Below are 23,017 nucleotides of genomic sequence, written 5' to 3'. Positions count from 1 at the left end.
AAATTTAGAAGATCCACGGCGTGAGCCAACGTTATTTATGTCTCCAGGATGTTACCGACAAAATTTCTACATCCTGCACTTCATGATTTCGGCTGCTCGTACGTCTTATTAGGTAAGAGCACCATCATTTTCCTGATCAGGCTCTGATAAGGAGTTTTTGCATGTACAACCCGCAACTGCCCACGGAAGGACACTCATCCATGCATGACGGCGCGTTTGGCTCCGGCAACCAGGCGTTCGGCAAGGCGCCGGAACACGGCAACCAGCGCATTCGTCATTTGCTCAAATGTTTTGGCCTGCGCACCAGCCTGATCCGGCTGAAAGTCATCGACGCCCTGCTGACCGCCGCCGACAACCAGCGCACCCTCGGCGTGCGGGGCGTGCACAGCCATTTGCTGGAGCTGGGCATCCCGCTGTCGTTTCTCAGCGTGCGCGAGGTGCTCAAGCGCCTGTGCATCGAAGGCGTGATCACCCTGAACGCCGACAAGAGCTACAGCCTGCACGAGCAGGCTGCCAAAGTCCTGGAGGGCCGGGCCTGACTTACAGGTTAGGCTTGACCTTGCGGCGCATCACACCGTTGATCACCACCACGGTCACCGCCACGGCAATGGCGATGTACTGGAACGTTTTCTCGCTGATGACCCCGTTGGTCTGCAGGTAGGACAGGCCAAACATCGTCCCCAGCACCACCAGGGAAATCAGAATCGAATATTTCAGACGTTGCTTTTGGGTCATGACGGGTTCCTGAAGCTGAAAAATTGTATCCACTTTGTATCGACGGCCACACCAAGCACATACCCATTGCCGGGGATGGACTGGGGTCGGCGGGGTCTCATGTTACAGGCGATGAAAAACTTTGGCTTGCACAACGCCTGATTGAACCTGTGAGCACCCTAGAGGATTTTGAAATGCTTCGTCGAATCACACTGCTGATTCCCTTGCTGATCATGCTGAGCATGAGTGGCTGCATCATATTCCCCCACGGCGGTGGCGGTTGGCACGACCATCGCTACAGCGAAGGCGGACCTGGGTATTACCATCGCTGATCGCGCCGCATAAACAACAAACCCGACATCTCGTCGGGTTTGTTGTGAAAGGCCAGGCCTAACTGTTTGCACCATGCACCCAACGCTGATGCAACCACCGCGCAAACGCGTCCAGGGCAAACCCCAACAGGCCGATCAGCAGCACCATCGCCATCAGCTCCGAGTAAGCCAGCCGGTCGCGGGTGTCGAGGATGTAATAACCCAGCCCGGCACTCACCCCGAGCATCTCGCACGGCACCAGCACGATCCACAGAATGCCGATGGCCAGGCGCACACCCGTCAGCACATGCCCCATCACCCCGGGAATAATCACCCGGCGCAAGGTTTCCCAGCGCGTGGCGCTCAGGCTTTTGCTCAGTTGCAGCCAGCGCGGGTCGAGCTGACGCACGCCCGCCGCCGTATTAAGCAGAATCGGCCACACCGCCGCGAACGCCAGCAGGAAGTAGATCGGCTGGTCGCCCACCCCCATCAACATCACCACGATGGGCATCCACGACAGCGGCGAGATCATCCGCAGAAACTGGAAGGCCGGCGTGGTCGCCGCCTCCAGCTTGCGCGAACTGCCCACCAGCAAGCCCAACGGCACGCCAATCAGCAACGCCAGGAACAGCCCGACGAAAATCCGCTTGAGGCTCACCGCAATGTTCAGGTACAGCTCGCTGCGCCCCAACAATTCCCACAGGCTGGCGAAGGTCGCCGACAGCGAAAACCGCGCAGACAAACCGTCTGCACTGCCAAACACCTTCACTCCCAGCCACCAGAGCAACAACAAGCCAGCCAGCCCGCTCAAGCCGAGCAGCCAGCCCGGCAACGCCAAGGTTTTGCCGTGGTTCAAACGCCAATCTCCTCGTTTCGCTCGAAGCCTTCCGGCAGACCGAAGGTCTTCATGCCGCCGACTGCCGCGATGGCGTTACGCACAAAGCGGTCATCCACCAGGTCTTTGGCAACGAAGGCAGGGTCGAGGTCGGCGAGGAATTTCTTGTCGCCCTCGATCAGCGTGTCTTTCAGGCGGCGGACCAGTTCTTCGGTGTAGCTCGGGAACGGGTACGGTTGGAAGTCGATGCGGTGTTCGTCCCAGTTGGCGTGCTGGATCGCGCCGTCGGCGAGGTACGCCGCACGATCGCTGGCAGCCGGCGCCAGGACTTTGCGCAGCACCGGTTCAGCGTGCGGGGTGTAGCGGTTCTCGCCGTCCTTGGACAGCAGCTTCACCGCTTCTTCGCGGTTGTCGCGGGTCCAGACCTGGGCCTTGACGATGGCACTCACCACCTTCTGCGACCATTCCGGGCGGTTGGTCAGGTCGTGCTCGTGCATGAACACCACGCAGCAGGCGTGGTTGCGCCACACATCGCCGGTGAAGCGCTGCACACGACCCACATTGAGGTTTTCCGCCAGGGCGTTGAACGGCTCGGCGACGATGTAGCCGTCAATGCGCTTGCTGGCCAGGGCCGGCGGCATGTCCGAGGGCGGCAATACGATCAGGTTGACCTCGTTGGCGGCAATCGCGCTGCCGGCGGCGCGGGCCACCGGGGTCAGGCCGTTGTCGCGGAACAGCTGCTGCACCACCACGTTGTGGATCGAGTACCAGAACGGAATCGCCACCGACTTGCCGCCCAGTTGCTTCACGTCGGTAATCCCCGGGGACACGGTCAAGCCCGAGCCGCCCACGTGGTTCCAGGCCACGACCTTGGCCGGCACCTTGCTGCCATAACGGGCCCACACGGTCATCGGCGACAGCAGGTGAATCACGTTGACCTGTCCCGAGATAAACGCCTCGATCACCTGGGCCCAGCTGCGTAACAGCACCGGGCGCTCGGCCTTGATGCCTTCGGCTTCGAACAGGCCATTGTTGTGGGCCACCAGCAGCGGCGTGGCGTCGGTGATCGGCAGGTAGCCGATGCGCACCGGTGCGTCCGGCTCACTGGCCGCTCGGGCCTGCAAGCTGCTGAGCAGTGGCAAGGCCCCGGCGGCACTGAGCACGGCCGAGAGTTTGAGAAAGTCACGGCGCGAGTGAGTGAGGTCATCCAGACACATGGCAAGGCTCCAGCAGTTCATTGGGTTGGGGGTTAGTGCGGCTCGCCTGCCGTAGGGTTTTGAGAATCTCGATGCGCAGGATGCCGATGGCTTCCACCTGTTCTTCCCGCGGTTGCGGCAGGTCGATGCGCCATTCGCCGAGGGTCCGCGCCGGGCGGTTACCCAGTAGCAGAATCCGGTCGGACAGCAGCAGCGCTTCGTCGATGTCATGGGTGATCAGCACCGCCGCCGAGCCTTGCTCGCGATTGACCTTGAGCAGCAAGTGCTGCATGTCGGCACGGGTCACTTCATCCAGGGCACCGAAGGGTTCGTCCAGCAGCAACACCTGCGGCTGGCGGGCCAGGCAGCGGGCCAACGCGGTGCGCTGGGCCATGCCGCCGGACAGCGCCGCCGGGAATTGCTGGCGAGCGTGTTCAAGGCCCACGGCGTGGATCGCGTGGTCGATCCGGCTGCGTCGCTCTTCAGGGCTGAGGTGCGGCTGGCGGGCGAAGTCCAGGCCGAAGGCCACGTTCTTTTCCAGGCTCAGCCAGGGCAACAGGCTGGGGTCCTGGAATGCCACCGCCACTCGCGGATGCGGGCCGTCCAACGGCTCGCCCAGCAGGCTGATGCTGCCGCCCTGGGGCGCCTGCAAACCGGCCAGCACCCGCAGCAGGCTGGACTTGCCAACGCCGCTGGGGCCGAGGATCGACACCACTTCACCCGGCTGCAGTTGCAGGTCAAAACCTTCCAGCACCGAATTACCCGCGTACCCCAGGCAAATCCCCTGGGCGTGCAATACCGCCTGGCTCATAGATTGGCCTGACGGTTCAACTCGGTGCGCAACTGCACCAGGCTCGGGGTCACGATCGGCACAAATGCCGACTCGCGCCAGCGCCGGGCAAAGCCGCTGCCGTGGGCGGTCAAATAGGCCTTGCCGCCGCTGGCTTGCAACTCAAGCTGAACAGCGCTGGCAGCAATTTCGGCGAGGGCAATGCGCAGGCGGAACAACGGCACCGGCTCAGTACCGAAGCGGCCACTGAGCAGGCCTTTCTTGAGGTCGTTGACTGCCTGCTCCAGCGAGGTACGCAGCACTTCCAGTTCTTCGCGCAATACGGTGCGGCTGGAGCCCAAGTGATTGGCCACCTCGGCCAGCGAACGCCGGGCCAGGCCGATGGACATGCCACATTGCAAACCGAGAAACGCCGGGCGTACGGCCGGCAGGAACTTGCGTGCGTCCTCGTGCAGCAGCCAGTCGCGGCTCAGTTCCACGGCTTCAAAGCCAAGGGCTGCGGTGTTGCTCGATTGCAGGCCCAACAGCTCCAGGTCGCGGGAGCGTTGCAGGCCACTCACCGAATCCGGAATCGCCAGGATAAACGGCGCGCCGCCCTGGGCATGCTCGATGGCCGCCGCCACCACAAACCCGTTCTTGCGCAGATTGGTCACCCAGTGCAGGCGGCCATTGAGGTTCCAGCCGTCATCCGTCGGCTCGGCGCTGATTTGCAGCGTCTCGATACCAGACAAAAACTTCATCGCGTTGGACAGCCCGGTCGCCCCCGCGAGCTTGCCGCTCAGCAGGTCCGGCAGCAATTGCTCACGCAGCCGCTGGTTAGGGCTTTGCAGCAGATATTCGATAAACGAGCGTTGGCCCCAGCACACAAACGCCGAGGCCAGGGAATGGCTGGCCACATCGGCGATGGCTTCCACCGCGCCGGTGACATCGCCGCCCAGGCCACCGAGGTCCTTGGGCACACCGATACGTAATACATTGGCCTCTGCCAGCCGTGGCAGCACTTCCTGCGGATCGCAACTGCCCACATCCAGGGCCTGCGCTTGAACATCGAGCCAACGGCTCAAGATTGGGTCAAGCATTCATGTTTCTCCTTGTTACAGCATGTTTACCATCGCGAACGCTTGCGCGCCTTCAGCTTGCCGGTTTTTCCCAACGGTATTGCGCCAGCTCCGGGTTCAGCGGGGTGCGGGCAAACACGTTGGCGAAATTGCACAGGGTGGCCAGGCTCACCCCCAGGATAACTTCCAGCGCATTACCGTCGGTGTAGCCCGCCTCACGGAACGCGGCAAAGCCGGCATCGCTGACATCACCGCGGGTGGCGATCACTTCCCGGGTGAACTCGGCGAGTGTCTCATAACGCGCGTTGGGCAGTTCACCACGCTGGCGCAGGGCGTCGATCACGTCTTCCGGCAGCTTGGCCTTGTTGCGCGCTACGGCAGTGTGCCCGGCGACGCAGAAATCGCAACCGTGGGTGGTGGCGGCAATCAGCTGCACCACCTCACGGTCGGCCAGGCTCAGGTCAGACTTGGCGTTCAGGCCGGACACGGTGATGTAGGTTTCCAGTGCCGCCGGGGCATTGGCCAGCACCGCCAGCAGATTGGGGATGAACCCGGAACCCTTCAGGGCATTTTCCAGAAAGGGCTTGGCCGCCTCAGGAGCGGTTTCCAGGGTTAGCATCGGTACGCGGGACATGGAGTGGTCTCCTCATGGATTCGTGTACCAAGTCTGTTGGTTATAAAAAATCCGCTCAATAGTCTAAAGTAGCGATTACTTGCTCTAGAGTCTTTCCGTTAGATGAATTCGTCCAGTGCGCTTGTCGATTGGTTATTAGATAGCCTTGAACTCAACACCAGCCTGTTTCACGTCGGGCGCTACTGCGGCGACTGGCACGCCAGCACCCACGGTTTGGCCAGCGCGAGTTTTCATCTGGTGGTGCAAGGCCAATGCTGGATGCACATCGACGGCGACTTGACGCCCTACCCGCTGAACAATGGCGACGCGGTTTTCCTGCTGCGGGACCTGGCGTACCGCTTGTCCAGCGATGGCACCGCCGCCGGCGCCCAGGAATGCCCGCGCCAACCGATGGTGGCGCTGGACAGCCAGGCGAGCGATGGTGTGGGCCTGGTGTGCGGGTTCTTTCATTTCCAGTCCGGGTTGTCGGCGATGATCGTCGACAGCCTGCCCGCCTGGATCATCCTGCGGGCCGGCGACCCTTCGTTGACCGCCGCGCGTAACCTGTTCGATCTGATCCTGCAGGAATGCGAGCGCACACCGGCGCCCTCGCCCGCGCTGCTGGAGCGCCTGTGCCACCTGCTGTTTCTGTATGTGCTGCGCCAGCAAGTGCTGGACAACACCGAACTCGGCGGCCTCGCGGCCCTGGCCCGGCAACCGGCATTTGCCGGCCTGCTGGAGCAGTTGATCGCCCGCCCCGCCGATCCCTGGACCCTGGAAAGCATGGCGGCCTGCACCGGTTTGTCGCGCTCGGCGTTTTTCAAGCGCTTCAATGAGCTGTGCGGCCAGTCGCCGGGGCAAGTGCTGCTGATGATGCGCGTGCGCCACGCCTGCCAATTGTTCAAGCAGGACCAGACGGTGGCGGAGGTAGCCCTGGCCGTAGGCTATCAATCGGTGGCCGCCTTCACCCGGGCCTTCCACAAAGTCACCGGCTTCCAGCCCGGTGCCTATCGCAAGGCTCAAGGCTGACGCTGCAACCCATTGTCGGGCCGAGCACACAGGTCCACCAGCCAATCGACAAAGACCCGCACCCGTTGTGACAACTGGCGGTGCGGCGGGTACAGCGCGGTCAATGGCAACTTCGGCGGTTGCAGGTCCGCCAACACCTCCACCAACGTGCCCGCTTCCAGCTGGCGAACGGCGTGATAGTAAGGCGTCTGCACCAAGCCATAACCCGCTTCACAGGCCGCCAGGTAGCCGTCGGCGCTGTTCACTGCGACTTGCTTGGGCAAGTCCACCAACCGTATGTCATTGCCCATCTGGAACTCCAGGCCATAGCGCTTGCCGCTGGTGCTGGAGAAATATTCGACCACCAGATGGCCGGTCAAATCATCCAGTGTCGACGGCATGCCGAACTGCTGCACGTAGCCGGGACTGGCGCAGGTCACCTGGTCCATCATTGCCAGCGGCCGCGCCACCAGTGACTCGTCCAGCGCCAGGCCACCGCGCAACACGCAGTCCACACCTTCGCGGATGAGGTCTACCGGGCGGTCGTTAAGGCCGATTTCCAGGTCGATCTGCGGGTAGCGCGCGGTGAACTCCGGCAGCGCCGGAATCACCAGGAACCGGCCGATCCCCGACGGCATATCAATGCGCAACGTACCGCGCGGGTTGCGGCGGCTGGTGGAGAACACCGCCTCGGTTTCCTCAAGGTCGGCCAGCAGGCTCACACAACGCTGATAGTAGGCGGCGCCGTCGAGGGTCGGGCTGACCTGGCGCGTGGTGCGCTGCAACAACTGCACGCCCAGGTGCGCTTCCAGTTGCTTGATCAGGATCGTTACCGAGGCGCGCGGCAGTTGCAGGCTGTCGGCCGCCTTGGCAAAGCCGCCCAATTCGACAATCCGCACGAACACACGCATCGCATTAAAACGGTCCACGGGCGGGCTTCCTTCAGGGATTGTTTAGAATTTCATAATAGTGATAGTGGTTTTAGCCGGTTTATCCCGCTTTTGTCGAGGGCAACAATGGCGCCCTTCCCTACACAGGAGCTGAACCCATGCACACTCGTCAACTCGGCAAAAACGGTCCCCAGGTTTCCGCCATCGGCCTCGGCTGCATGGGCATGACCGATTTCTACACCACCGGCACCGACACCACCGAAGCCATATATACCCTGCACCGCGCCCTGGAGCTGGGGATCAACCTGCTGGACACCGCCGACATGTACGGCCCCCACACCAACGAAGCGCTGATCGGCAAGGCCATCGCCGGCAAGCGCGACCAGGTGTTTCTCGCCAGCAAGTTCGGCATCGTGCGCGACCCGTCGAACCCGGCGTTGCGTGGCGTGAATGGCCGGCCGGAGTACATCCGCAGTGCCATCGACGGCACCTTGAAACGCCTTGGCGTAGAAACCCTCGACCTGTATTACCAGCACCGCATCGACCCGGAAGTGGCGATTGAGGAAACCGTCGGCGCCATGGCTGAACTGGTCAAACAAGGCAAGGTGCGCTACCTGGGCTTGAGTGAAGCCTCGGCCGCCACCCTGGAGCGCGCCCACAACGTGCACCCCATCTGCGCCCTGCAAAGCGAATATTCCCTGTGGAGCCGCGACCAGGAAGACAACGGCTGCCTCGCCGCCTGCCAGCGCCTGGGCATTGCATTTGTGCCCTATAGCCCGCTGGGCCGTGGTTTCCTGACCGGCGCCCTGAAAAGCCCGGACGATTTTGCGGCGGATGACTACCGCCGCTTCAGCCCGCGTTTTCAGGGCGAGAACTTTGCGAAAAACCTGTTGCTGGTGGAACAAGTGCAGGCACTGGCCGCCGATAAGGGCGTGACCGCCGGGCAGTTGGCGTTGGCCTGGGTATTGGCGCAAGGGGACTACCTGATCCCGATCCCCGGCACCAAGCAGCGCAAGTACCTGGAAGAGAATGTCGCGGCACTGGAGGTCAAGCTGAACCCGACCGAATTGGCGGCCCTGGAAGCGATCTTCCCGGCCAATGCAACCGCCGGATTGCGTTACCCGGAAGAAGTCATGCAGATGCTGGATAAATAATCCGGCCGGTCTGGATCGGGGCTGGCGTGCCAGCTCCGATCATTCAACGCATGCCGTGCAACTTTCTTGCACCATGGTACCTAAAGCTCCCCCGTCCCAAGCCGATAGCCCTTCGAAGCTCTAACAAAGCCGCGTCGCACAATAAACGCTTCGTAAGGACGACCCCATGCCCTCATTGCGCTCTATCCAAGCCCGTTACACCCTGTTCCTGGTGCTGTTCGTCCTGTTGTTATTCGTATTGACGGTCGTGGGCGTCGGACAGTTGGTGGCGCCCACGCTGCGCCACACCGAAGAACAGGTGGTGCTCAATCGCATTGCCGAAGTGGCCGGGCAGATCCAGGGCGAGTTGAACAAGGTCCAGGCCCAGCAACGCACCATCACCCAAACCATCCCGCTGCTGGACAGCGACGCCATCGACAAGGTGCTGCCCGGCCTGGTGGACCAGTACGGCGAATTGAAAGTGTTCGGCGGCGGCATCTGGCCCCTGCCCAACCAGCGCACGCCGGGGCGTAACAAGCACAGCACCTTCTGGCACCGCGATGCCTCGGGCAAGCTGGCGGTCAATACGTTCTGGAACAGCGACGCGGCCCCCAATTATTACGACCAGAGCTGGTACAAGGGCGGGCTCGCCTCACCCCGTGGCCAGTGCGCCTGGGCGGCAGCCTACAAGGATGACGCCAGCCAGGAGCCTCGCACCAACTGCGCGATGGCGATCCAGCGTGACGGCGCGGCGTACGGCGTCGCCACCATCGACGTGACACTGGGGTTCTTCAACGACCTGGTGGCCAGCAAGGAAAAAGACCTCAGCGCCGAAATGCTGATCGTCGAAGGCGACGGCAAGATCATCAGCAACAGCACGCGCATCAGCGGCCCGGTGGTGTTGAAGAACATCAGCGAACTGACCGGCACTTCCGCATTTGCGGCCCAGGTCAGCGCCGGCCTGGCCCATCGCGACCAATCCCTGCAGCGCAGCGAGTTCGACAACCAGGGCGTGGCCAGCACGTTCTTCATGCGCCCGATCGAAGGTACGCCCTGGTTCCTCGCCACCGCACTGCCGACCTCGCTGATCACCGCCCAGCGTGATGACGTTTTAGGCACCCTGGCGATGCTGCAAATCCCGATGATCCTGCTGCTGGTGCTGCTGCAGGTGTATGCCATCCGCCAGTTGGTGCACCGGATGACCGCGCTGAAGACCAATATCGACGCGCTGTCCAACGGCGATGCCGACCTCACCCGGCGCATCACCATCCGCGCCGAGGACGAACTGGGGGCGATCGGGCATTCGGTAAACCGCTTTATCGTCTACCTGCAAAACATGATCGGCGAGGTGACCGAGGCCACCGGCGCCATGTCGTCGAGCCTCGCACAGCTGCAGCAGACGTCGGCCCAGACCAACCAGATCCTGGTGCGCCATGCCTCGGAAACCGACCAGACCGTCACCGCCATCACCGAGATGAGCTCCACCGCCGACACCGTGGCCGAGAATGCGGCCGAAACCGCCGCGTTCACCCAGCGCGCCAACGAGCACGCCGACCGTTCGCGGGTGGTGGTGGGTGAAGCCTCCCGCAGCGTCAGCGCGTTGATCGGCGAGGTCTCCAGTGCCACCCACACCGTGGAAAACATGCGCCAGGACGCCGCGCGCATTACCGAAACCCTCGGGGTGATCGGCGCCATTGCCGGCCAGACCAACCTGCTGGCCCTCAATGCCGCCATCGAAGCCGCCCGGGCCGGCGAACAAGGCCGGGGGTTTGCGGTGGTCGCCGACGAAGTGCGCGCCCTCGCCGCCCGCACCCAGGCCAGCACCTCGCAGATCAACGAAATGCTCGCACGCCTGACCACCGGCGTGAGTTCCTCGGTGACCGCCATGGAAGCCACCCAGGCCAGCTGCCAGTCCGCAGCTGATGCCACCGCACGGGTGAACACGGGCTTGGATGAGATGGCCGGCTCCGTCAGCCATATCAACAACCTCAGCACCCAGATCGCCACTGCCGCCGAGCAGCAAAGCGCGGTGACCGAGGAAATCAACCGCAGCATGGTGCACATCCGCCATATGGTCGAAGAGCTGGTGCAAAGCGGCCACGCCACGGAACACAACACCCAGAGCCTGCTGGATGCAAATGGCCGGGTTATTGCATTGATGGGACGCTTCAAGGTGCGTTGAAAAATAGCCTGCCGACTCCCGTGCAATGTGCGGGAGCCGGACTATTCTGACAGCTCAAAGTGCTTAGTCTCGCCACACAGGAGGTGTGTCATGCATGCAGTTGAGCACCCGATCCGCCTGGAGCGGATCAGTCAGGAACGCTACATCCAGGCCCCTATCGAAACTGTTTACGACTATGTCACCCAACCGGATCGCTGGCATGAATGGCATCCGACTTCCTTGGGCGCCGACACCGGTATCACCGGTTCATTACCCACCGGGCACCGTTTTACCGAAACCATCGACCTGCTGGGCGTGCGGGTACCCATGAGCTATCGCGTGCAGATTGCGCAGCGACCGCGGGAGTTCAAGACGGCGTTCACTTCGTTGGCCGTCGACGGTTGTATCCACTATCTGCTGCAAACCCAGGGCAGCGGCACACTGTTCAAGCGCATCCTGACCTATGAAACCGAACTGCAACTGACCACCTTGCATGAGCGCATGGTTGCGCTGTCCAATCAGGCCCTTGATCAGCTCAAGCGGCGCCTGGAATCCTCGATTACCTGACAAAACCGTCATCCCCCCCCTCAGTTTTCCGACAGCACCAGGCCGTTATTCTGGTGCTGTCGGTTTTTCGTAAAACCTCGTAACACTCCCGGGAAATCCTTTTGTAAAAAGCACGGAGAATGGCCGCCTGTTGCCCTTTATCTGACGAGATGATGATGAAAACCACCCTGCGACTGGCCGCACTGTCGGCCCTGCTTATGAGCCCCTTGGCCCAGGCCGCCGAGTTGATCCCGATTGATGTGCACCGCGATGCCAACTGCGGTTGCTGCAAGAAGTGGATTGCCCACCTGGAAAACAACGGTTTCAAGGTCAATGACCATGTGGAACCCAACATGAGTGAGGTCAAGCAACGCCTGGACGTGGCGCCGCGCCTGGCGTCGTGCCACACCGGCGTGATCGACGGCAAGTTTGTCGAAGGCCATGTGCCTGCCGACCAAGTGCTCGCCTTGCGCAAGCGTGATGACTTGCTGGGTATTGCGGCACCGGGCATGCCCATGGGCTCGCCGGGCATGGAGATGGACGGCAGCAGTGATGCCTATCAAGTCATCGGCCTGACCCGTGAAGGCAAGGACGTGGTGGTGGCTGACTACCCGGCACGCTGATTGATGCTTGCCGGTTACCTGGGACTGTTTTTCGCCGCCTTCGGCGCCGCCACGCTGTTGCCGATGCAGTCGGAGGCGGTGCTGGTGGGGCTGTTGATCAGCGGGCATTACAGCCTGTGGCTGCTGCTTGCGGTTGCAACGCTTGGCAACGTATTGGGTTCGCTGGTCAATTGGCTGTTGGGACGCTCGGTTGAGCGCTTCAAGGAGCGGCGCTGGTTTCCGGTCAGCCCGAAACACCTGGAGAAGGCCCGCACCCACTATCAACGCTGGGGTCATTGGTCGTTGCTGCTCAGTTGGGTGCCGGTCATTGGCGACCCATTGACGCTGGTGGCCGGGGTGATGCGCGAGCCGTTGTGGCGGTTCCTGCTGCTGGTGACCCTGGCCAAAGGGGCGCGTTACGGGGTATTGGCCATGCTGACCCTGCACTGGATTTAATCTCCCGTTAATCCCCCCGCCACAGCATCCGGGCACTGTTCCCGGAGCCAATACCAATGTCCAAAATCCGCTCATTGTGTGTCGCCAGCCTGCTGCTCGGCAGCGTCCTGCCCGCCTTCGCCGCCACTGAAGGCCCAACCTACGGCCCCGAACTGCAAGGCTTCCAATACCCTTATCCAGTGGAACACTTCACCTTCCAGTCCCAGGGAAAATCCCTGCAAATGGGCTACATGGACGTTCCCGCCAACGGCAAGGCCAATGGGCGCAGCATCGTGCTGATGCACGGCAAGAACTTCTGCGGCGCCACCTGGGATGCCTCGATCAAGGCCTTGAGTGACGCCGGCTACCGGGTGATCGCTCCCGACCAGATCGGTTTCTGCACCTCCAGCAAACCGGACAATTACCAGTACAGCTTCCAGCAACTGGCGATCAACACTCACCAGTTGCTGGAAAAACTCGGCATTCAAAAGGCCACGCTTCTTGGCCATTCCACCGGCGGCATGCTCGCCACGCGCTACGCCCTGCTATATCCGGAACAAACCGAACAACTTGCACTGGTAAACCCTATCGGCCTGGAAGACTGGAAAGCCATTGGCGTGCCCTATCGCAGCGTTGACCAATGGTACGAGCGCGAGCTGAAGCTCACCGCCGACGGCATCCGCAACTACGAACGCGACACCTACTACGCCGGCCACTGGAAGCCAGAATACGAGCGCTGGGTGCAGATGCTCGCCGGTATGAACAAGGGCCCCGGCCACACCGTGGTGGCATGGAACTCGGCGCTGATTTACGACATGATCTTCACCCAGCCGGTGTACTACGAGTTCAAGGACCTGCAGATGCCCACCCTGCTGCTGATCGGCACAGCCGACAACACCGCCATTGGCAAAGACATCGCCCCACCGGCGGTCAAGGCGAAGATCGGCAACTACGCGGTATTGGGCAAGCAGGTGGCCAAGTTGATCCCCCACGCCACCCTGGTGGAATTCCCGGGCCTGGGCCATGCGCCGCAAATGGAAGAACCGGCACAGTTTCACAAGGCGCTGTTGCAAGGGCTGAATGCCCTCTAATCCAACCTTTTTCGAGGCACGCGTGAATGTCGGTACAGATCGCAGTGATTGATGATTGGCAGAATGTGGCCAGTGGCGTGGTGGACTGGTCAGTCCTGGCGTCGGTCGGCCAGGTGCATTTCCTCCACGAGTACCCCGCAGATACCGCGACGCTGATCGAGCGCTTGCAGGGTTTCGAAGTGATCTGCGTGATGCGCGAGCGCACCACGTTTGACCAGGCCCTGCTGCAAGGCTTGCCCAAGCTCAAGCTGCTGGTGACCGGCGGCATGCGCAACGCGGCCATCGACATTCCCGCCGCCAAGGCCCTGGGCATCCAGGTGTGCGGCACCGACAGCTACAAACACGCCGCCCCGGAACTGACCTGGGCACTGATCATGGCCTCCACCCGCAACCTGCTGGCCGAAGCCAATTCCCTGCGCGCCGACGGCTGGCAGGTGGGCCTGGGCGGCGATCTGTACGGCAAGACCCTGGGCATTCTCGGCCTGGGCAGCATTGGCCAGAAGATCGCCAAGTATGGCCAGGCATTCGGCATGCGCGTGATTGCCTGGAGCGAAAACCTCACCCCGGAACGCGCCGCCGAGACCGGCGTGACCTGGGTCAGCAAGCGTGAGCTGTTTGAACAGGCGGATGTGTTGTCGATTCACCTGGTGCTCAGCGACCGCAGCCGCGGGCTGGTGGACGCCGAGGCGCTGGGATGGATGAAGCCTGCGGCGCACCTGGTGAATACGGCGCGCGGGCCGATTGTCGATGAGGCGGCCTTGATTGACGCACTGGCCAATGGCCGGCTGGCAGGCGCGGCACTGGATGTCTACGCCCAGGAGCCGTTGCCTGCCGGGCACCCGTTCCGCCAATTGCCGAATGTGTTGGCCACGCCACACGTCGGTTATGTCAGCGAGCAGAATTACCGCCAGTTCTACGAGCAGATGATCGAAGACATTCAGGCGTGGGCCAAAGGCGTGCCTGTCCGCGCACTATAGCGGTGCACTCCTCCCCCCCGTAGTAGCAGCTGTCGAGCGCCAGCGAGGCTGCGTAGGGCGCGACCCGGTTCAGAATCGGCAGTGCGCCCGACGCAGCCTCGCTGGCGCTCGACAGCTGCTACTACGGAAGCGGTACCGGCGCTAGGGACGCTACGGTGCGGATGAAAAAAATTTGTCCTACAAAATTCCCCCACAGACCCCACGGGCTCTGGGATCTGTCCTAGACTCATGACCGATGGGTCCGTTCCAAAACAAAAACCCCGCAAAAAATCGAAACTTTCGAACTCTGCCGTAGGTCAGGTTTAAGGTAAGGCGAGCGCTGACGGTTCACGCCGAATGCCCGTCCATCCACTCTATTTAAGACTCCAGCACAACTGGCATAAGGCTTGCCAGTCTGTGTAGCGCTTGTGCGCCTGGCCGCAGGATGCGGTCAACCTTCGCTGATTGCCATATGCCATCAGCCGACCAACACATGGGAGAGAACTATGATCAGTGCCGCTGTAGATACTCAGGGAGAGCGTTTTAGTCAGCCGGTTGGCGGGCCGACCTCACTGGCCGACCTGCCGAACGCGCTGCGGCCGGTACAGAGTCAGAATCCCAACCGCAAGAAAGTGCTGTTTGTCACCTCCGAACTGGCTGACCTGGTGAAAACCGGCGGCCTGGGAGACGTGTCCGCCGCCCTGCCCCGCGCCATGGCGCACCTGCACGATGTGCGGGTGCTGATCCCTGGCTACCCGCAGGTGCTGGACAGCGACAACCCCATTCATATCATCGGTGAGCTGGGCGGCCACGCCGCATTGCCACCGTGCAAGATCGGGCGCATGGACCTCAAGGATGGCCTGGTCATCTACGTGCTGATCTGCCCCGAACTGTATGAGCGTGAAGGCACGCCCTACGGCGCCAACAACGGCCGTGACTGGCCCGACAACCATATCCGCTTCGCCCGCCTGGGCCTGGCCGCCGCCGATATTGCCGCCAACCTGGCACAGATCCACTGGTGCCCGGACCTGGTGCACGCCCATGACTGGCCCGCCGGCCTGGCACCCGCCTACATGCACTGGCGTGGGTCACGCACCCCGACGCTGTTCACCATTCATAACCTGGCCTACCAGGGTGTGGTCAGCCTGGCCTCGTGCCCGGAACTGGGGATTCCCGAACACGCCTTGCAACAGGAAGGCATGGAGTTCTACGGCAAGCTGTCATTCCTGAAGGCCGGCATGGCGTACTCCAGCCATATCACCACGGTCAGCGCGACCTACGCCCAGGAAATCACCACCCCCGAATTCGGCTGTGGCCTGGACGGTTTCCTCGCCAGCAAGACCCAGCAAGGCCTGCTCAGCGGCATTCCCAACGGCATCGATGAAAGCTGGGAAGCGTCCACCGACTCGCACCTGACTCACCCCTTCAATATCGGTGACTGGGAAGGCAAGGCGCTGAACGCCGCCCATGTGCGCAACCTGTTCGGCCTGCATGACTCCACCGGCCCGCTGTTCGCCGTGGTGTCGCGCCTGGTCTACCAGAAAGGCCTGGACCTCACTGAAGCGGTCGCAAGCTTCATCGTCGAAAACGGCGGCCAGATCGCGATCATCGGTCGCGGCGAGCCTGAAGAAGAACAAGCCATGCGCGCCCTGGCCCTGCGCTTTCCCGGCCAGATCGGCGTGCGCATCGGCTTCAACGAGACCGACGCCCGCCGTATGTTTGCCGGCAGCGACTTCCTGCTGATGCCGTCCCGTTATGAACCCTGCGGCCTGAGCCAGATGTACGCCCAGCGCTTCGGTTCGTTGCCGGTGGCGCGCAACACCGGTGGCCTGGCCGACACCATTGAGGATGGCGTCACCGGCTTCCTGTTCAACGAATCCACTGTCGAAAGCTACGAGGCGGCCCTGAGCCGCGCGTTCAAGGTGTTCGCCTTCCCAGGTTTGCTCAATGCGATGCGTTGCCGAGCCATGGCCGCTCCGTTCAACTGGAGCCAGGCAGTGGAACCCTACGCCGAACTTTATGAAAAACTGGTGGCGAAAGCGCTGGGAAGATCGGGGAAACAGTAAAAAAGAGGTCTTCATAGATGCCGTCAAGGACTCTGGAAACCTGGCCCCACGGCGCGATCATGCTGGATGCGGAACACACCCGTTTCGCCTTGTGGGCGCCAGACGCGTTTTATGTCAGCGTTGAATTTGAAGAAGGTAAATCGGTCGCAATGCTGCCCCAGGCCGATGGCTGGTTTGTGGTGCAGCTGCAATGCCCACCGGGCACGCGCTACCGCTACAACATCGACGGCGAACAGGACGTTCCCGACCCGGCTTCCCGGGCCCAGGCCACGGACGTTCACGGCTTCAGCGTAGTGGTCGACCCGCTGGCCTATCAGTGGCGCCACAGCCACTGGCAGGGCCGGCCCTGGCACGAAGCCGTGATCTACGAGTTGCACGTGGGCGTGCTGGGGGGCTACGCCGAAGTCGAGAAACAACTGCCGCGCCTCGCGGAGCTGGGCGTCACCGCCATTGAGCTGATGCCCATCGCGCAGTTCCCCGGCGAACGCAACTGGGGCTACGACGGTGTCCTGCCCTACGCCCCCCAATCTTCCTACGGTTCGCCCGAACAGCTGAAACAGCTGATCGACAGCGCCCATCATCATGGCCTCGCGGTGATCCTGGATGTGGTCTACAACCACTTCGGCCCCGACGGCAATTACCTCGGCACCTACGCCAAAGGTTTCTTCCGCGAAGATGTGCACACGCCCTGGGGCGCCGGCATCGACTTTGATCGCCGGGAAGTCCGGGATTTCTTCATCGACAACGCGCTGATGTGGCTGCTGGAATACCGCTTCGACGGCTTGCGCCTGGACGCCGTGCACGCCATCAACGACCCCGGCTTTCTTGAGGAGCTGGCGCAAAAGGTCCGCCAGCAAGTCGATGCCGGGCGCCATGTGTGGCTGATGCTGGAAAACGAATTCAACCAGGCCAGCCTGCTGGAGGCCGGGTTCGACGCCCAGTGGAATGACGACGGCCACAACGCCCTGCACGTGCTGCTTACCGGCGAAACCGACGCCTACTACACCGACTTCGCCCAGGACCCCACCGGCAAGCTCGCCCGCTGCCTGAGCGAAGGTTTTATCTACCAGGGCCACACCACCCGCCACGGCCACACGCGCGGCGAGCCCAGCGGCCACCTGCCGCCCAGTGCCTTTGTGCTGTTCCTGCAAAACCACGACCAGATCGGCAACCGTGCCCTGGGCGAGCGCCTGCATCAGTTGTGTTCGCCCCAGGCGCTGAGCGCCGCGACGACCTTGCTGCTGATGTCGCCGATGATCCCCTTGATGTTCATGGGCGATGAAGTCAGCGCCGAAGAACCGTTCCTGTTCTTCACCGACCACCACGGCGAACTGGCCGAGGCAGTGCGTGAAGGCCGGCGCAACGAGTTTGCCGACTTTGCCGCGTTCAGCGACCCCGAGCGCCGCGAGCGGATTCCCGACCCCAACTCCCTGCAAACCTTCCGCCGCTCGGCACCCGCCCTCGCCGACTGCGGCGACTCGCAGCTCTACCGCCACCTGCTGAGCCTGCGCCACCAGCACATCGTGCCTCACCTGCCAGGCAGCGTGGCCCTGGGCGCCCAAGTGCTGGCCGACCACGCCGTCACCGCACGCTGGCGCCTGGGCAATGGCAGCCTGTTGCAGATCGACCTCAACCTGAGCGCCGAATCTCTGAACTACCCGGCAGCCTCGCACCTCCTATTTGTGACGCAGGAAAGTGGAGCCCAACAACTGGCTCCCTTCAGCGCCCGCGTCAGCCTTACCCATTCCCCTGTTGGAGAGCACCCTTGAGCGACGCGCAATTGGAAATACTCGCCAGCCGAGCGGGCCTGGCCGTCGATTGGATCGACGCAACCGGCCGCCCGCAACATGTGAAAGCCGACGCCCTGCGCGCCGTACTGAAAGGCCTCGGCCACCCGGCCGACAACGATGCCGAGATCGAAGCCAGCCTGCTGGACCTGGAGCGCGTGCAACAAGACAAGCACCTGCCGCCGCTGATGACCGTCGACAGCGGCGCCGGCCTGGACCTGGCGCGCTACTTCGCCCCGGGCACGCCGTGCCAGATTCACCTCGAAGACGAAAGCGTGCTGAACCTGAGCCTGGACGATGACGCCGTGTTGCCCGCAACGATTGCAGTGGGCTACCACCAGGTGCATATCGCCGACCAGCATTTCACCCTGGCCGTCGCCCCGACCCACTGCTACACCGTCGCGGAAGCGGTCGACACCCAAACCGCCCGTGCCTGGGGCCTGAGTGCGCAACTGTATTCCCTGCGCCGCAGCGGCGACGGCGGCTTTGGCGACACCCAGGCCCTGGAGCAACTGGCCCGGGCCGCCGCCGAGCGCGGCGCCGATGCCCTGGCCATCAGCCCGATGCACGCGATGTTCAGCGCCGACACCGAGCGCTTCAGCCCGTATTCCCCGTCCAGCCGCCTGTTCCTCAACAGTTTGTACGCCTCCCCCGGCTGCATACTCGGCGAGCGTGCGGTGCAAATCGCCATCGAAGCCAGCGGCCTGGCCGATGAGCTGCAAGACCTCGAGCAGCAAAGCCTGATCGACTGGCCGGCCGCCGCCAAAGCCAAGCAGCGCCTGCTGCGTACCCTGTATGAAGACTTCCGCCGGGGCGACCACCCGCAGCACGCCGACTTCCTGAGCTTCCGCCAGGCCGGCGGCGAAGCCCTGGAAAACCACTGCCGCTTCGAAGCCATCCAGGCCCAGCGTGCCGCCGACGGCGAGAGCCTCGACTGGCGCCACTGGCCCGAGGACTGGCACAGCCCGCAAAGCCCGGCACTGGCGCAGTTCGCCGAAGACAATCGGGATGAAATCGGCTTCTACGCCTTCAATCAATGGCTGATCGCCCGCTGCCTGGAACGCGCGCAACAAGCCGCCCGGGGCAGTGGCATGGGCGTGGGCCTGATCGCCGACCTGGCCGTCGGCGCCGATGGCGGCGGCAGCCAGGCCTGGAGCCGCCAGGACGAACTGCTGGCGGACCTCACTGTGGGTGCGCCGCCCGACATTCTCAACCGCTCCGGCCAGGGCTGGGGCATCTCCGCGTTTTCTCCCGAAGGCCTCAAGCGCAACGGCTTTCGCGCCTTCATCGAAATGCTGCGAGCCAACTTCGCCCATGCCGGCGGCTTGCGCATCGACCACGTGATGGGCCTGCAACGCCTGTGGGTGATCCCGATGGACGCCTCGCCACGGGACGGTGCCTACCTGTATTACCCGGTGGATGACCTGCTGCGGCTATTGGCCCTGGAATCGAGCCGCCACCAGGCGATCGTCCTCGGCGAAGATCTCGGCACCGTGCCCGACGGCCTGCGGGAAAAACTCATCGCCCGCTCGATCCTCGGCATGCGTGTGCTGCTGTTCGAGCAAGACCACAGCGGCCAGTTCAAACCGATCCTGGATTGGCCGGACAACGCGCTGGCCACCACCAGCACCCATGACCTGCCGACCCTCAACGGCTGGTGGCACAGCCGCGATATCGACTGGAATATCCAGTTGGGCCTGATCGATGCCCCAACCGTGGAGCAATGGAGCGAACACCGCCTGCGGGAACGTCAGGCACTGCGCCAGGCCTTGAGCCAGGACCCGCAGAACTTCACCGATGAAATACGCAACGAAACCGACCACGTCATCGATGCCAGCGTGCGCTACCTGGGCCATACCCGTGCGCCGTTGGTATTGCTGCCACTGGAGGACGCCCTGGGCGTTGAGGAACAATCCAATCTGCCCGGCACCACCGACACCCACCCGAACTGGCGCCGCCGCCTGCCGGGCGATGCAGCCACTCTGCTCGACGATGAAAATGCCGCCCGCCGCCTTGAGCTGCTGGCCGTGGCGCGCATCCAGGCCCACGAGCGTGACCGATGAAGCCATTGACCCTGCGGGCCACCCAACGCCTGCAATTTCATAAAGGCTTCACCCTCGACGACGCCGTGCCGCTGGTGCCGTACTTCGCCGAACTGGGCATCAGCCACCTCTACGCCTCGCCGCTGCTGAGCGCCCGCGCCGGCTCGATGCACGGCTATGACGTGGTCGACCCCACCACCGTCAATCCCGAACTCGGTGGCGAACCTGCACTGCGCCGATTGGTAGCAGCCCTGCGCGAACATGAGATGGGGTTGATCCTCGACATCGTGTCCAACCACATGGCCGTAGGCGGTGCCGATAACCCCTGGTGGCTGGACCTGCTGGAGTGGGGCCGCCTGAGTCCCTACAGCGAGTTTTTCGACATTCAATGGCACTCGCCAGACCCACTGCTCAAGGGCCAGTTGCTGATGCCGTTTCTCGGCAGCGACTACGGCGAAGCCCTGCAATCCGGCGCCCTGCCCCTGCGTTTCGATCCGCAGCAAGGCGCGTTCTACGTCGAGCATTACGAACATCGCTTTCCGATCTGCCCACGGGAGTACGGCGAACTGGTGCCGATCAAAGCCCTGGCCGACCGCTTCAGCGGCCTGGCCTACCAGCCGGACGCCTATCCCCTGGCCACCGCGCTGAAACAGGAACTGAGCGAGGCCGCCCGGGATCCCGGAACACTCAAGGCCATCGAAGATAACCTCGGCCTCTACGACGCCCGCCAGCCCGAAGGCTTTGCCCGCCTGCACAACCTGCTGGAACAACAAAGCTACCGCCTGGCCAGCTGGCGCACGGCGGCGGACGATATCAACTGGCGACGCTTCTTCGACGTCAACGAGCTGGGCGGCCTGCGGGTCGAGCGCAGCGCGGTGTTCGAAGCCACCCACGGCAAGATCTTCCAACTGATCGGCGAAGGCCTGATCGACGGCCTGCGCATCGACCACATCGACGGCCTTGCCGACCCGCGCGGTTACTGCCGCAAACTGCGTCGCCGCGTCGATTCCCTGGCGGGCGGGCGGCACTTGCCGATCTTCGTCGAGAAGATCCTCGGCGAAGGCGAAACCCTGCGCGAAGACTGGCGCGTAGACGGCACCACCGGCTACGAATTCATGAACCAGCTGTCGTTGCTGCAACATGACCCGCAAGGCTTCGAGCCCCTGGCCGAGCTTTGGACCCGCCACACCGAACGCCCGTCTTCGTTTATCGAAGAAGCCTGGCTGGCCCGCCAGCAAATCCTCAACGGCTCCCTGGCCGGCGACTTCGAAAGCGTGGCCCAGGCCCTGCTGCAAGTGGCCCGGGACGATGTGATGAGCCGCGACCTGACGCTGGGCGCGATTCGCCGGGCGTTGCAGGAACTGATCGTGCACTTCCCGGTGTATCGCACCTACATCAGCGCCCGGGGCCGCAGCGAACTGGACGACGTGTTTTTCCTGCAAGCCCTGGCCGGTGCTCGCAGCACCTTGAGCGAAGGCGACTGGCCGGTGCTCGACTACCTGGAAAAATGGCTCGGTGGCCAACCCTGGCGCGACCGCCCGCTGGGCCGCGAACGCAAGATGCTCAAGCATGCCTGCGTGCGCTTCCAGCAACTGACCTCGCCGGCAGCGGCCAAGGCGGTTGAAGACACCGCGTTCTATCGCTCGGGCGTGTTGCTCTCGCGCAATGACGTGGGCTTCAGTACGGAACAATTCAGCGCACCGCTGGAAGCCTTCCACGCCGTCAACCAGCAGCGCCTGCGCACCTTCCCCGACAACCTGCTGGCCACCGCCACCCATGACCACAAGCGCGGCGAAGACACCCGTGCGCGTCTGGCGGTACTGAGCGAATGCGCCGATTGGTACGCCGAACAGGTCGAGCAATGGCGCACCCTCGCCGCTCGCTTGCGCAGCGATGGGCAAACGCCTTCGGCGGGTGACGAACTGATCCTCTACCAGGTGCTGCTGGGCAGTTGGCCCCTGGACCTGCACCGCGACGATGCCGAGGGCCTGGCGGACTATCACCGGCGCCTCTGGCAGTGGCAACAGAAAGCCTTGCGTGAAGCCAAGTTGAACAGCAGTTGGAGCGCACCCAACGAGCTGTATGAGCAAGGGGTCGAAGCGTTCCTGTCACGGTTGCTGCTGGAGGACTCCGGCAAGGCCCTGCGTGACGCCATCGGCGAAGCCGCTCAGGCCATCGCCCCGGCGGGTGCGCTCAACGGGCTGGCGCAAACCTTGCTTCGTCTCACGGTGCCGGGGGTGCCGGATCTGTATCAGGGCGATGAGTTTTGGGACTTCACCCTGGTAGACCCGGATAACCGCCGGCCGGTGGATTTTCATGCACGGCAACAGGGGCTGCACACACCGCCGGACATCGGCGAGTTGCTGTTCAACTGGCATGACGGGCGTATAAAACAGGCGGTGATCAGCCAGGTCCTGACGTTGCGCAAGGCGCATGCGCAACTGTTTCGCCAGGGCAGCTACGAGCCGCTGGAAGTGGTCGGCGAACACGCTGAACGGGTGGTCGCCTTCTACCGCGAATACCAAGGCAAACAGCTGCTGGTGGTGGTGCCACGCTGGCCGCACCGCCTGCTTGAAAACGGTGTGTACCCCCTGATCAACGCGCAGATTTGGGGCGATACCCGGGTCCGATTACCGTTCGCCGCTCCAACCCGAAATTGGAAGGGACTTTTCCGAACAGGCGCAGTCACACCAGACAAGGAGCTCATGATCAGCGCTGCCCTGGGGGATTTCCCGGTCAATGTCTTTATCAATCCTGATGGTCAAGAAAGCTGAAAATTTTCT

General features: G+C 62.9%; 21 protein-coding genes. 14 read left to right on the top strand and 7 right to left on the bottom strand.

The annotated features are described in order from the left end of the window. Positions 1 to 161 precede the first annotated feature (161 nt). A complete protein-coding gene (locus HX875_RS03845) occupies positions 162 to 539 on the top strand; it encodes a fe2+ zn2+ uptake regulation protein (protein ID WP_177041780.1) in 378 nt (125 codons plus the stop codon). Position 540: 1 nt separating this feature from the next. Here the strand turns inward: HX875_RS03845 and HX875_RS03840 are convergent, their stop codons facing one another. Then, a complete protein-coding gene (locus HX875_RS03840; RefSeq protein WP_177041777.1) occupies positions 541 to 735 on the bottom strand; it encodes a hypothetical protein in 195 nt (64 codons plus the stop codon). Positions 736 to 908: 173 nt separating this feature from the next. Between HX875_RS03840 and HX875_RS03835 the strand changes: the two genes are divergently transcribed. Further along, positions 909 to 1,046 (top strand): hypothetical protein, encoded by a 138-nt coding sequence (locus tag HX875_RS03835; protein WP_003207572.1) that lies wholly within the window; start codon positions 909 to 911, stop codon positions 1,044 to 1,046. Between the two features lie 58 nt (positions 1,047 to 1,104). Here the strand turns inward: HX875_RS03835 and HX875_RS03830 are convergent, their stop codons facing one another. Genes HX875_RS03830 through HX875_RS03810 form a run of 5 tightly spaced genes read right to left on the bottom strand, consistent with a single transcriptional unit; the run spans position 1,105 to position 5,538 of the window. After that, on the bottom strand, positions 1,105 to 1,863 hold the full coding sequence (locus HX875_RS03830) for an ABC transporter permease (RefSeq protein ID WP_177041958.1): 759 nt from the start codon (positions 1,861 to 1,863) through the stop codon (positions 1,105 to 1,107). 14 nt (positions 1,864 to 1,877) lie between these two features. Continuing rightward, on the bottom strand, positions 1,878 to 3,077 hold the full coding sequence (locus tag HX875_RS03825; RefSeq protein ID WP_177041775.1) for an ABC transporter substrate-binding protein: 1,200 nt from the start codon (positions 3,075 to 3,077) through the stop codon (positions 1,878 to 1,880). After that, a complete protein-coding gene (locus tag HX875_RS03820) occupies positions 3,064 to 3,867 on the bottom strand; it encodes an ABC transporter ATP-binding protein (protein ID WP_177041773.1) in 804 nt (267 codons plus the stop codon). The genes HX875_RS03825 and HX875_RS03820 overlap by 14 nt, the downstream gene beginning before the upstream one ends. Continuing rightward, the gene (locus tag HX875_RS03815; protein ID WP_177041772.1) at positions 3,864 to 4,925 is read right to left on the bottom strand and encodes an acyl-CoA dehydrogenase family protein; all 1,062 of its coding nucleotides are present in this window, start codon (positions 4,923 to 4,925) and stop codon (positions 3,864 to 3,866) included. The genes HX875_RS03820 and HX875_RS03815 overlap by 4 nt, the downstream gene beginning before the upstream one ends. 52 nt (positions 4,926 to 4,977) lie before the next feature. Then, positions 4,978 to 5,538 carry a carboxymuconolactone decarboxylase family protein gene (locus HX875_RS03810; protein ID WP_177041770.1) on the bottom strand — a complete coding sequence of 187 codons (561 nt, stop codon included), beginning with the start codon at positions 5,536 to 5,538 and terminating at the stop codon, positions 4,978 to 4,980. A gap of 102 nt (positions 5,539 to 5,640) precedes the next feature. Here HX875_RS03810 and HX875_RS03805 point away from each other — a divergent pair, with 102 nt between their 5' ends. Next, positions 5,641 to 6,546 carry an AraC family transcriptional regulator gene (locus HX875_RS03805; RefSeq protein ID WP_177041767.1) on the top strand — a complete coding sequence of 302 codons (906 nt, stop codon included), beginning with the start codon at positions 5,641 to 5,643 and terminating at the stop codon, positions 6,544 to 6,546. On the opposite strand, the gene HX875_RS03800 is transcribed toward HX875_RS03805, so the two are convergent. Continuing rightward, on the bottom strand, positions 6,537 to 7,454 hold the full coding sequence (locus HX875_RS03800) for a LysR family transcriptional regulator (protein WP_177041766.1): 918 nt from the start codon (positions 7,452 to 7,454) through the stop codon (positions 6,537 to 6,539). The two genes, HX875_RS03805 and HX875_RS03800, sit on opposite strands and share 10 nt — an antisense overlap. Positions 7,455 to 7,573: 119 nt before the next feature. On the opposite strand from HX875_RS03800, the gene HX875_RS03795 reads away from it, so the two are divergent. The 11 genes from HX875_RS03795 to HX875_RS03745 all read left to right on the top strand — a co-directional run bounded on the left by HX875_RS03795 (position 7,574) and on the right by HX875_RS03745 (position 23,008). Next, complete coding sequence (locus HX875_RS03795; protein ID WP_177041764.1) at positions 7,574 to 8,569, top strand: aldo/keto reductase; 996 nt, start codon at positions 7,574 to 7,576, stop codon at positions 8,567 to 8,569. Positions 8,570 to 8,735: 166 nt separating this feature from the next. Next, on the top strand, positions 8,736 to 10,730 hold the full coding sequence (locus tag HX875_RS03790) for a methyl-accepting chemotaxis protein (protein ID WP_177041763.1): 1,995 nt from the start codon (positions 8,736 to 8,738) through the stop codon (positions 10,728 to 10,730). Positions 10,731 to 10,820: 90 nt separating this feature from the next. Further along, entirely contained in the window at positions 10,821 to 11,276 is a 456-nt protein-coding gene (locus HX875_RS03785) for an SRPBCC family protein (RefSeq protein WP_177041762.1), read from the top strand. Positions 11,277 to 11,431: 155 nt separating this feature from the next. Beyond that, a complete protein-coding gene (locus tag HX875_RS03780; protein WP_177041761.1) occupies positions 11,432 to 11,878 on the top strand; it encodes a DUF411 domain-containing protein in 447 nt (148 codons plus the stop codon). Between the two features lie 3 nt (positions 11,879 to 11,881). Beyond that, complete coding sequence (locus HX875_RS03775) at positions 11,882 to 12,313, top strand: YqaA family protein (RefSeq protein ID WP_177041760.1); 432 nt, start codon at positions 11,882 to 11,884, stop codon at positions 12,311 to 12,313. A 56-nt stretch (positions 12,314 to 12,369) separates the two neighbouring features. Beyond that, positions 12,370 to 13,383 (top strand): alpha/beta fold hydrolase, encoded by a 1,014-nt coding sequence (locus HX875_RS03770; protein WP_177041759.1) that lies wholly within the window; start codon positions 12,370 to 12,372, stop codon positions 13,381 to 13,383. A gap of 26 nt (positions 13,384 to 13,409) precedes the next feature. Continuing rightward, positions 13,410 to 14,360: a D-2-hydroxyacid dehydrogenase family protein gene (locus HX875_RS03765; RefSeq protein ID WP_177041758.1), complete on the top strand. Its 951-nt coding sequence runs from the start codon at positions 13,410 to 13,412 to the stop codon at positions 14,358 to 14,360. Positions 14,361 to 14,845: 485 nt separating this feature from the next. Further along, the gene (glgA, locus tag HX875_RS03760) at positions 14,846 to 16,405 is read left to right on the top strand and encodes a glycogen synthase GlgA (protein ID WP_177041756.1); all 1,560 of its coding nucleotides are present in this window, start codon (positions 14,846 to 14,848) and stop codon (positions 16,403 to 16,405) included. Between the two features lie 17 nt (positions 16,406 to 16,422). Then, on the top strand, positions 16,423 to 18,174 hold the full coding sequence (gene treZ / locus HX875_RS03755; RefSeq protein ID WP_177041754.1) for a malto-oligosyltrehalose trehalohydrolase: 1,752 nt from the start codon (positions 16,423 to 16,425) through the stop codon (positions 18,172 to 18,174). Beyond that, entirely contained in the window at positions 18,171 to 20,255 is a 2,085-nt protein-coding gene (malQ, locus tag HX875_RS03750; protein WP_177041752.1) for a 4-alpha-glucanotransferase, read from the top strand. Before treZ ends, malQ begins: the two co-directional genes overlap by 4 nt. Beyond that, on the top strand, positions 20,252 to 23,008 hold the full coding sequence (locus HX875_RS03745) for a malto-oligosyltrehalose synthase (RefSeq protein ID WP_177041750.1): 2,757 nt from the start codon (positions 20,252 to 20,254) through the stop codon (positions 23,006 to 23,008). The genes malQ and HX875_RS03745 overlap by 4 nt, the downstream gene beginning before the upstream one ends. Positions 23,009 to 23,017 lie beyond the last annotated feature (9 nt).

Source organism: Pseudomonas yamanorum (assembly GCF_013386765.1).
GTDB classification, from domain to species: Bacteria; Pseudomonadota; Gammaproteobacteria; order Pseudomonadales; family Pseudomonadaceae; genus Aquipseudomonas; species Aquipseudomonas yamanorum_A.
This window is presented reverse-complemented; position numbering and strand designations above follow the sequence as displayed.

What these genes read in the sequence shown, in the direction of transcription:
- HX875_RS03845 (WP_177041780.1), top strand. Translation starts at nt 162, where the DNA reads ATGTACAACCCGCAACTGCCCACGGAAGGACACTCATCCATGCATGAC.
- HX875_RS03840 (WP_177041777.1), bottom strand. Translation starts at nt 735, where the DNA reads ATGACCCAAAAGCAACGTCTGAAATATTCGATTCTGATTTCCCTGGTG.
- HX875_RS03835 (WP_003207572.1), top strand. Translation starts at nt 909, where the DNA reads ATGCTTCGTCGAATCACACTGCTGATTCCCTTGCTGATCATGCTGAGC.
- HX875_RS03825 (WP_177041775.1), bottom strand. Translation starts at nt 3,077, where the DNA reads ATGTGTCTGGATGACCTCACTCACTCGCGCCGTGACTTTCTCAAACTC.
- HX875_RS03820 (WP_177041773.1), bottom strand. Translation starts at nt 3,867, where the DNA reads ATGAGCCAGGCGGTATTGCACGCCCAGGGGATTTGCCTGGGGTACGCG.
- HX875_RS03815 (WP_177041772.1), bottom strand. Translation starts at nt 4,925, where the DNA reads ATGCTTGACCCAATCTTGAGCCGTTGGCTCGATGTTCAAGCGCAGGCC.
- HX875_RS03810 (WP_177041770.1), bottom strand. Translation starts at nt 5,538, where the DNA reads ATGTCCCGCGTACCGATGCTAACCCTGGAAACCGCTCCTGAGGCGGCC.
- HX875_RS03805 (WP_177041767.1), top strand. Translation starts at nt 5,641, where the DNA reads ATGAATTCGTCCAGTGCGCTTGTCGATTGGTTATTAGATAGCCTTGAA.
- HX875_RS03795 (WP_177041764.1), top strand. Translation starts at nt 7,574, where the DNA reads ATGCACACTCGTCAACTCGGCAAAAACGGTCCCCAGGTTTCCGCCATC.
- HX875_RS03790 (WP_177041763.1), top strand. Translation starts at nt 8,736, where the DNA reads ATGCCCTCATTGCGCTCTATCCAAGCCCGTTACACCCTGTTCCTGGTG.
- HX875_RS03785 (WP_177041762.1), top strand. Translation starts at nt 10,821, where the DNA reads ATGCATGCAGTTGAGCACCCGATCCGCCTGGAGCGGATCAGTCAGGAA.
- HX875_RS03780 (WP_177041761.1), top strand. Translation starts at nt 11,432, where the DNA reads ATGAAAACCACCCTGCGACTGGCCGCACTGTCGGCCCTGCTTATGAGC.
- HX875_RS03775 (WP_177041760.1), top strand. Translation starts at nt 11,882, where the DNA reads ATGCTTGCCGGTTACCTGGGACTGTTTTTCGCCGCCTTCGGCGCCGCC.
- HX875_RS03770 (WP_177041759.1), top strand. Translation starts at nt 12,370, where the DNA reads ATGTCCAAAATCCGCTCATTGTGTGTCGCCAGCCTGCTGCTCGGCAGC.
- HX875_RS03765 (WP_177041758.1), top strand. Translation starts at nt 13,410, where the DNA reads ATGTCGGTACAGATCGCAGTGATTGATGATTGGCAGAATGTGGCCAGT.
- glgA (WP_177041756.1), top strand. Translation starts at nt 14,846, where the DNA reads ATGATCAGTGCCGCTGTAGATACTCAGGGAGAGCGTTTTAGTCAGCCG.
- treZ (WP_177041754.1), top strand. Translation starts at nt 16,423, where the DNA reads ATGCCGTCAAGGACTCTGGAAACCTGGCCCCACGGCGCGATCATGCTG.
- HX875_RS03745 (WP_177041750.1), top strand. Translation starts at nt 20,252, where the DNA reads ATGAAGCCATTGACCCTGCGGGCCACCCAACGCCTGCAATTTCATAAA.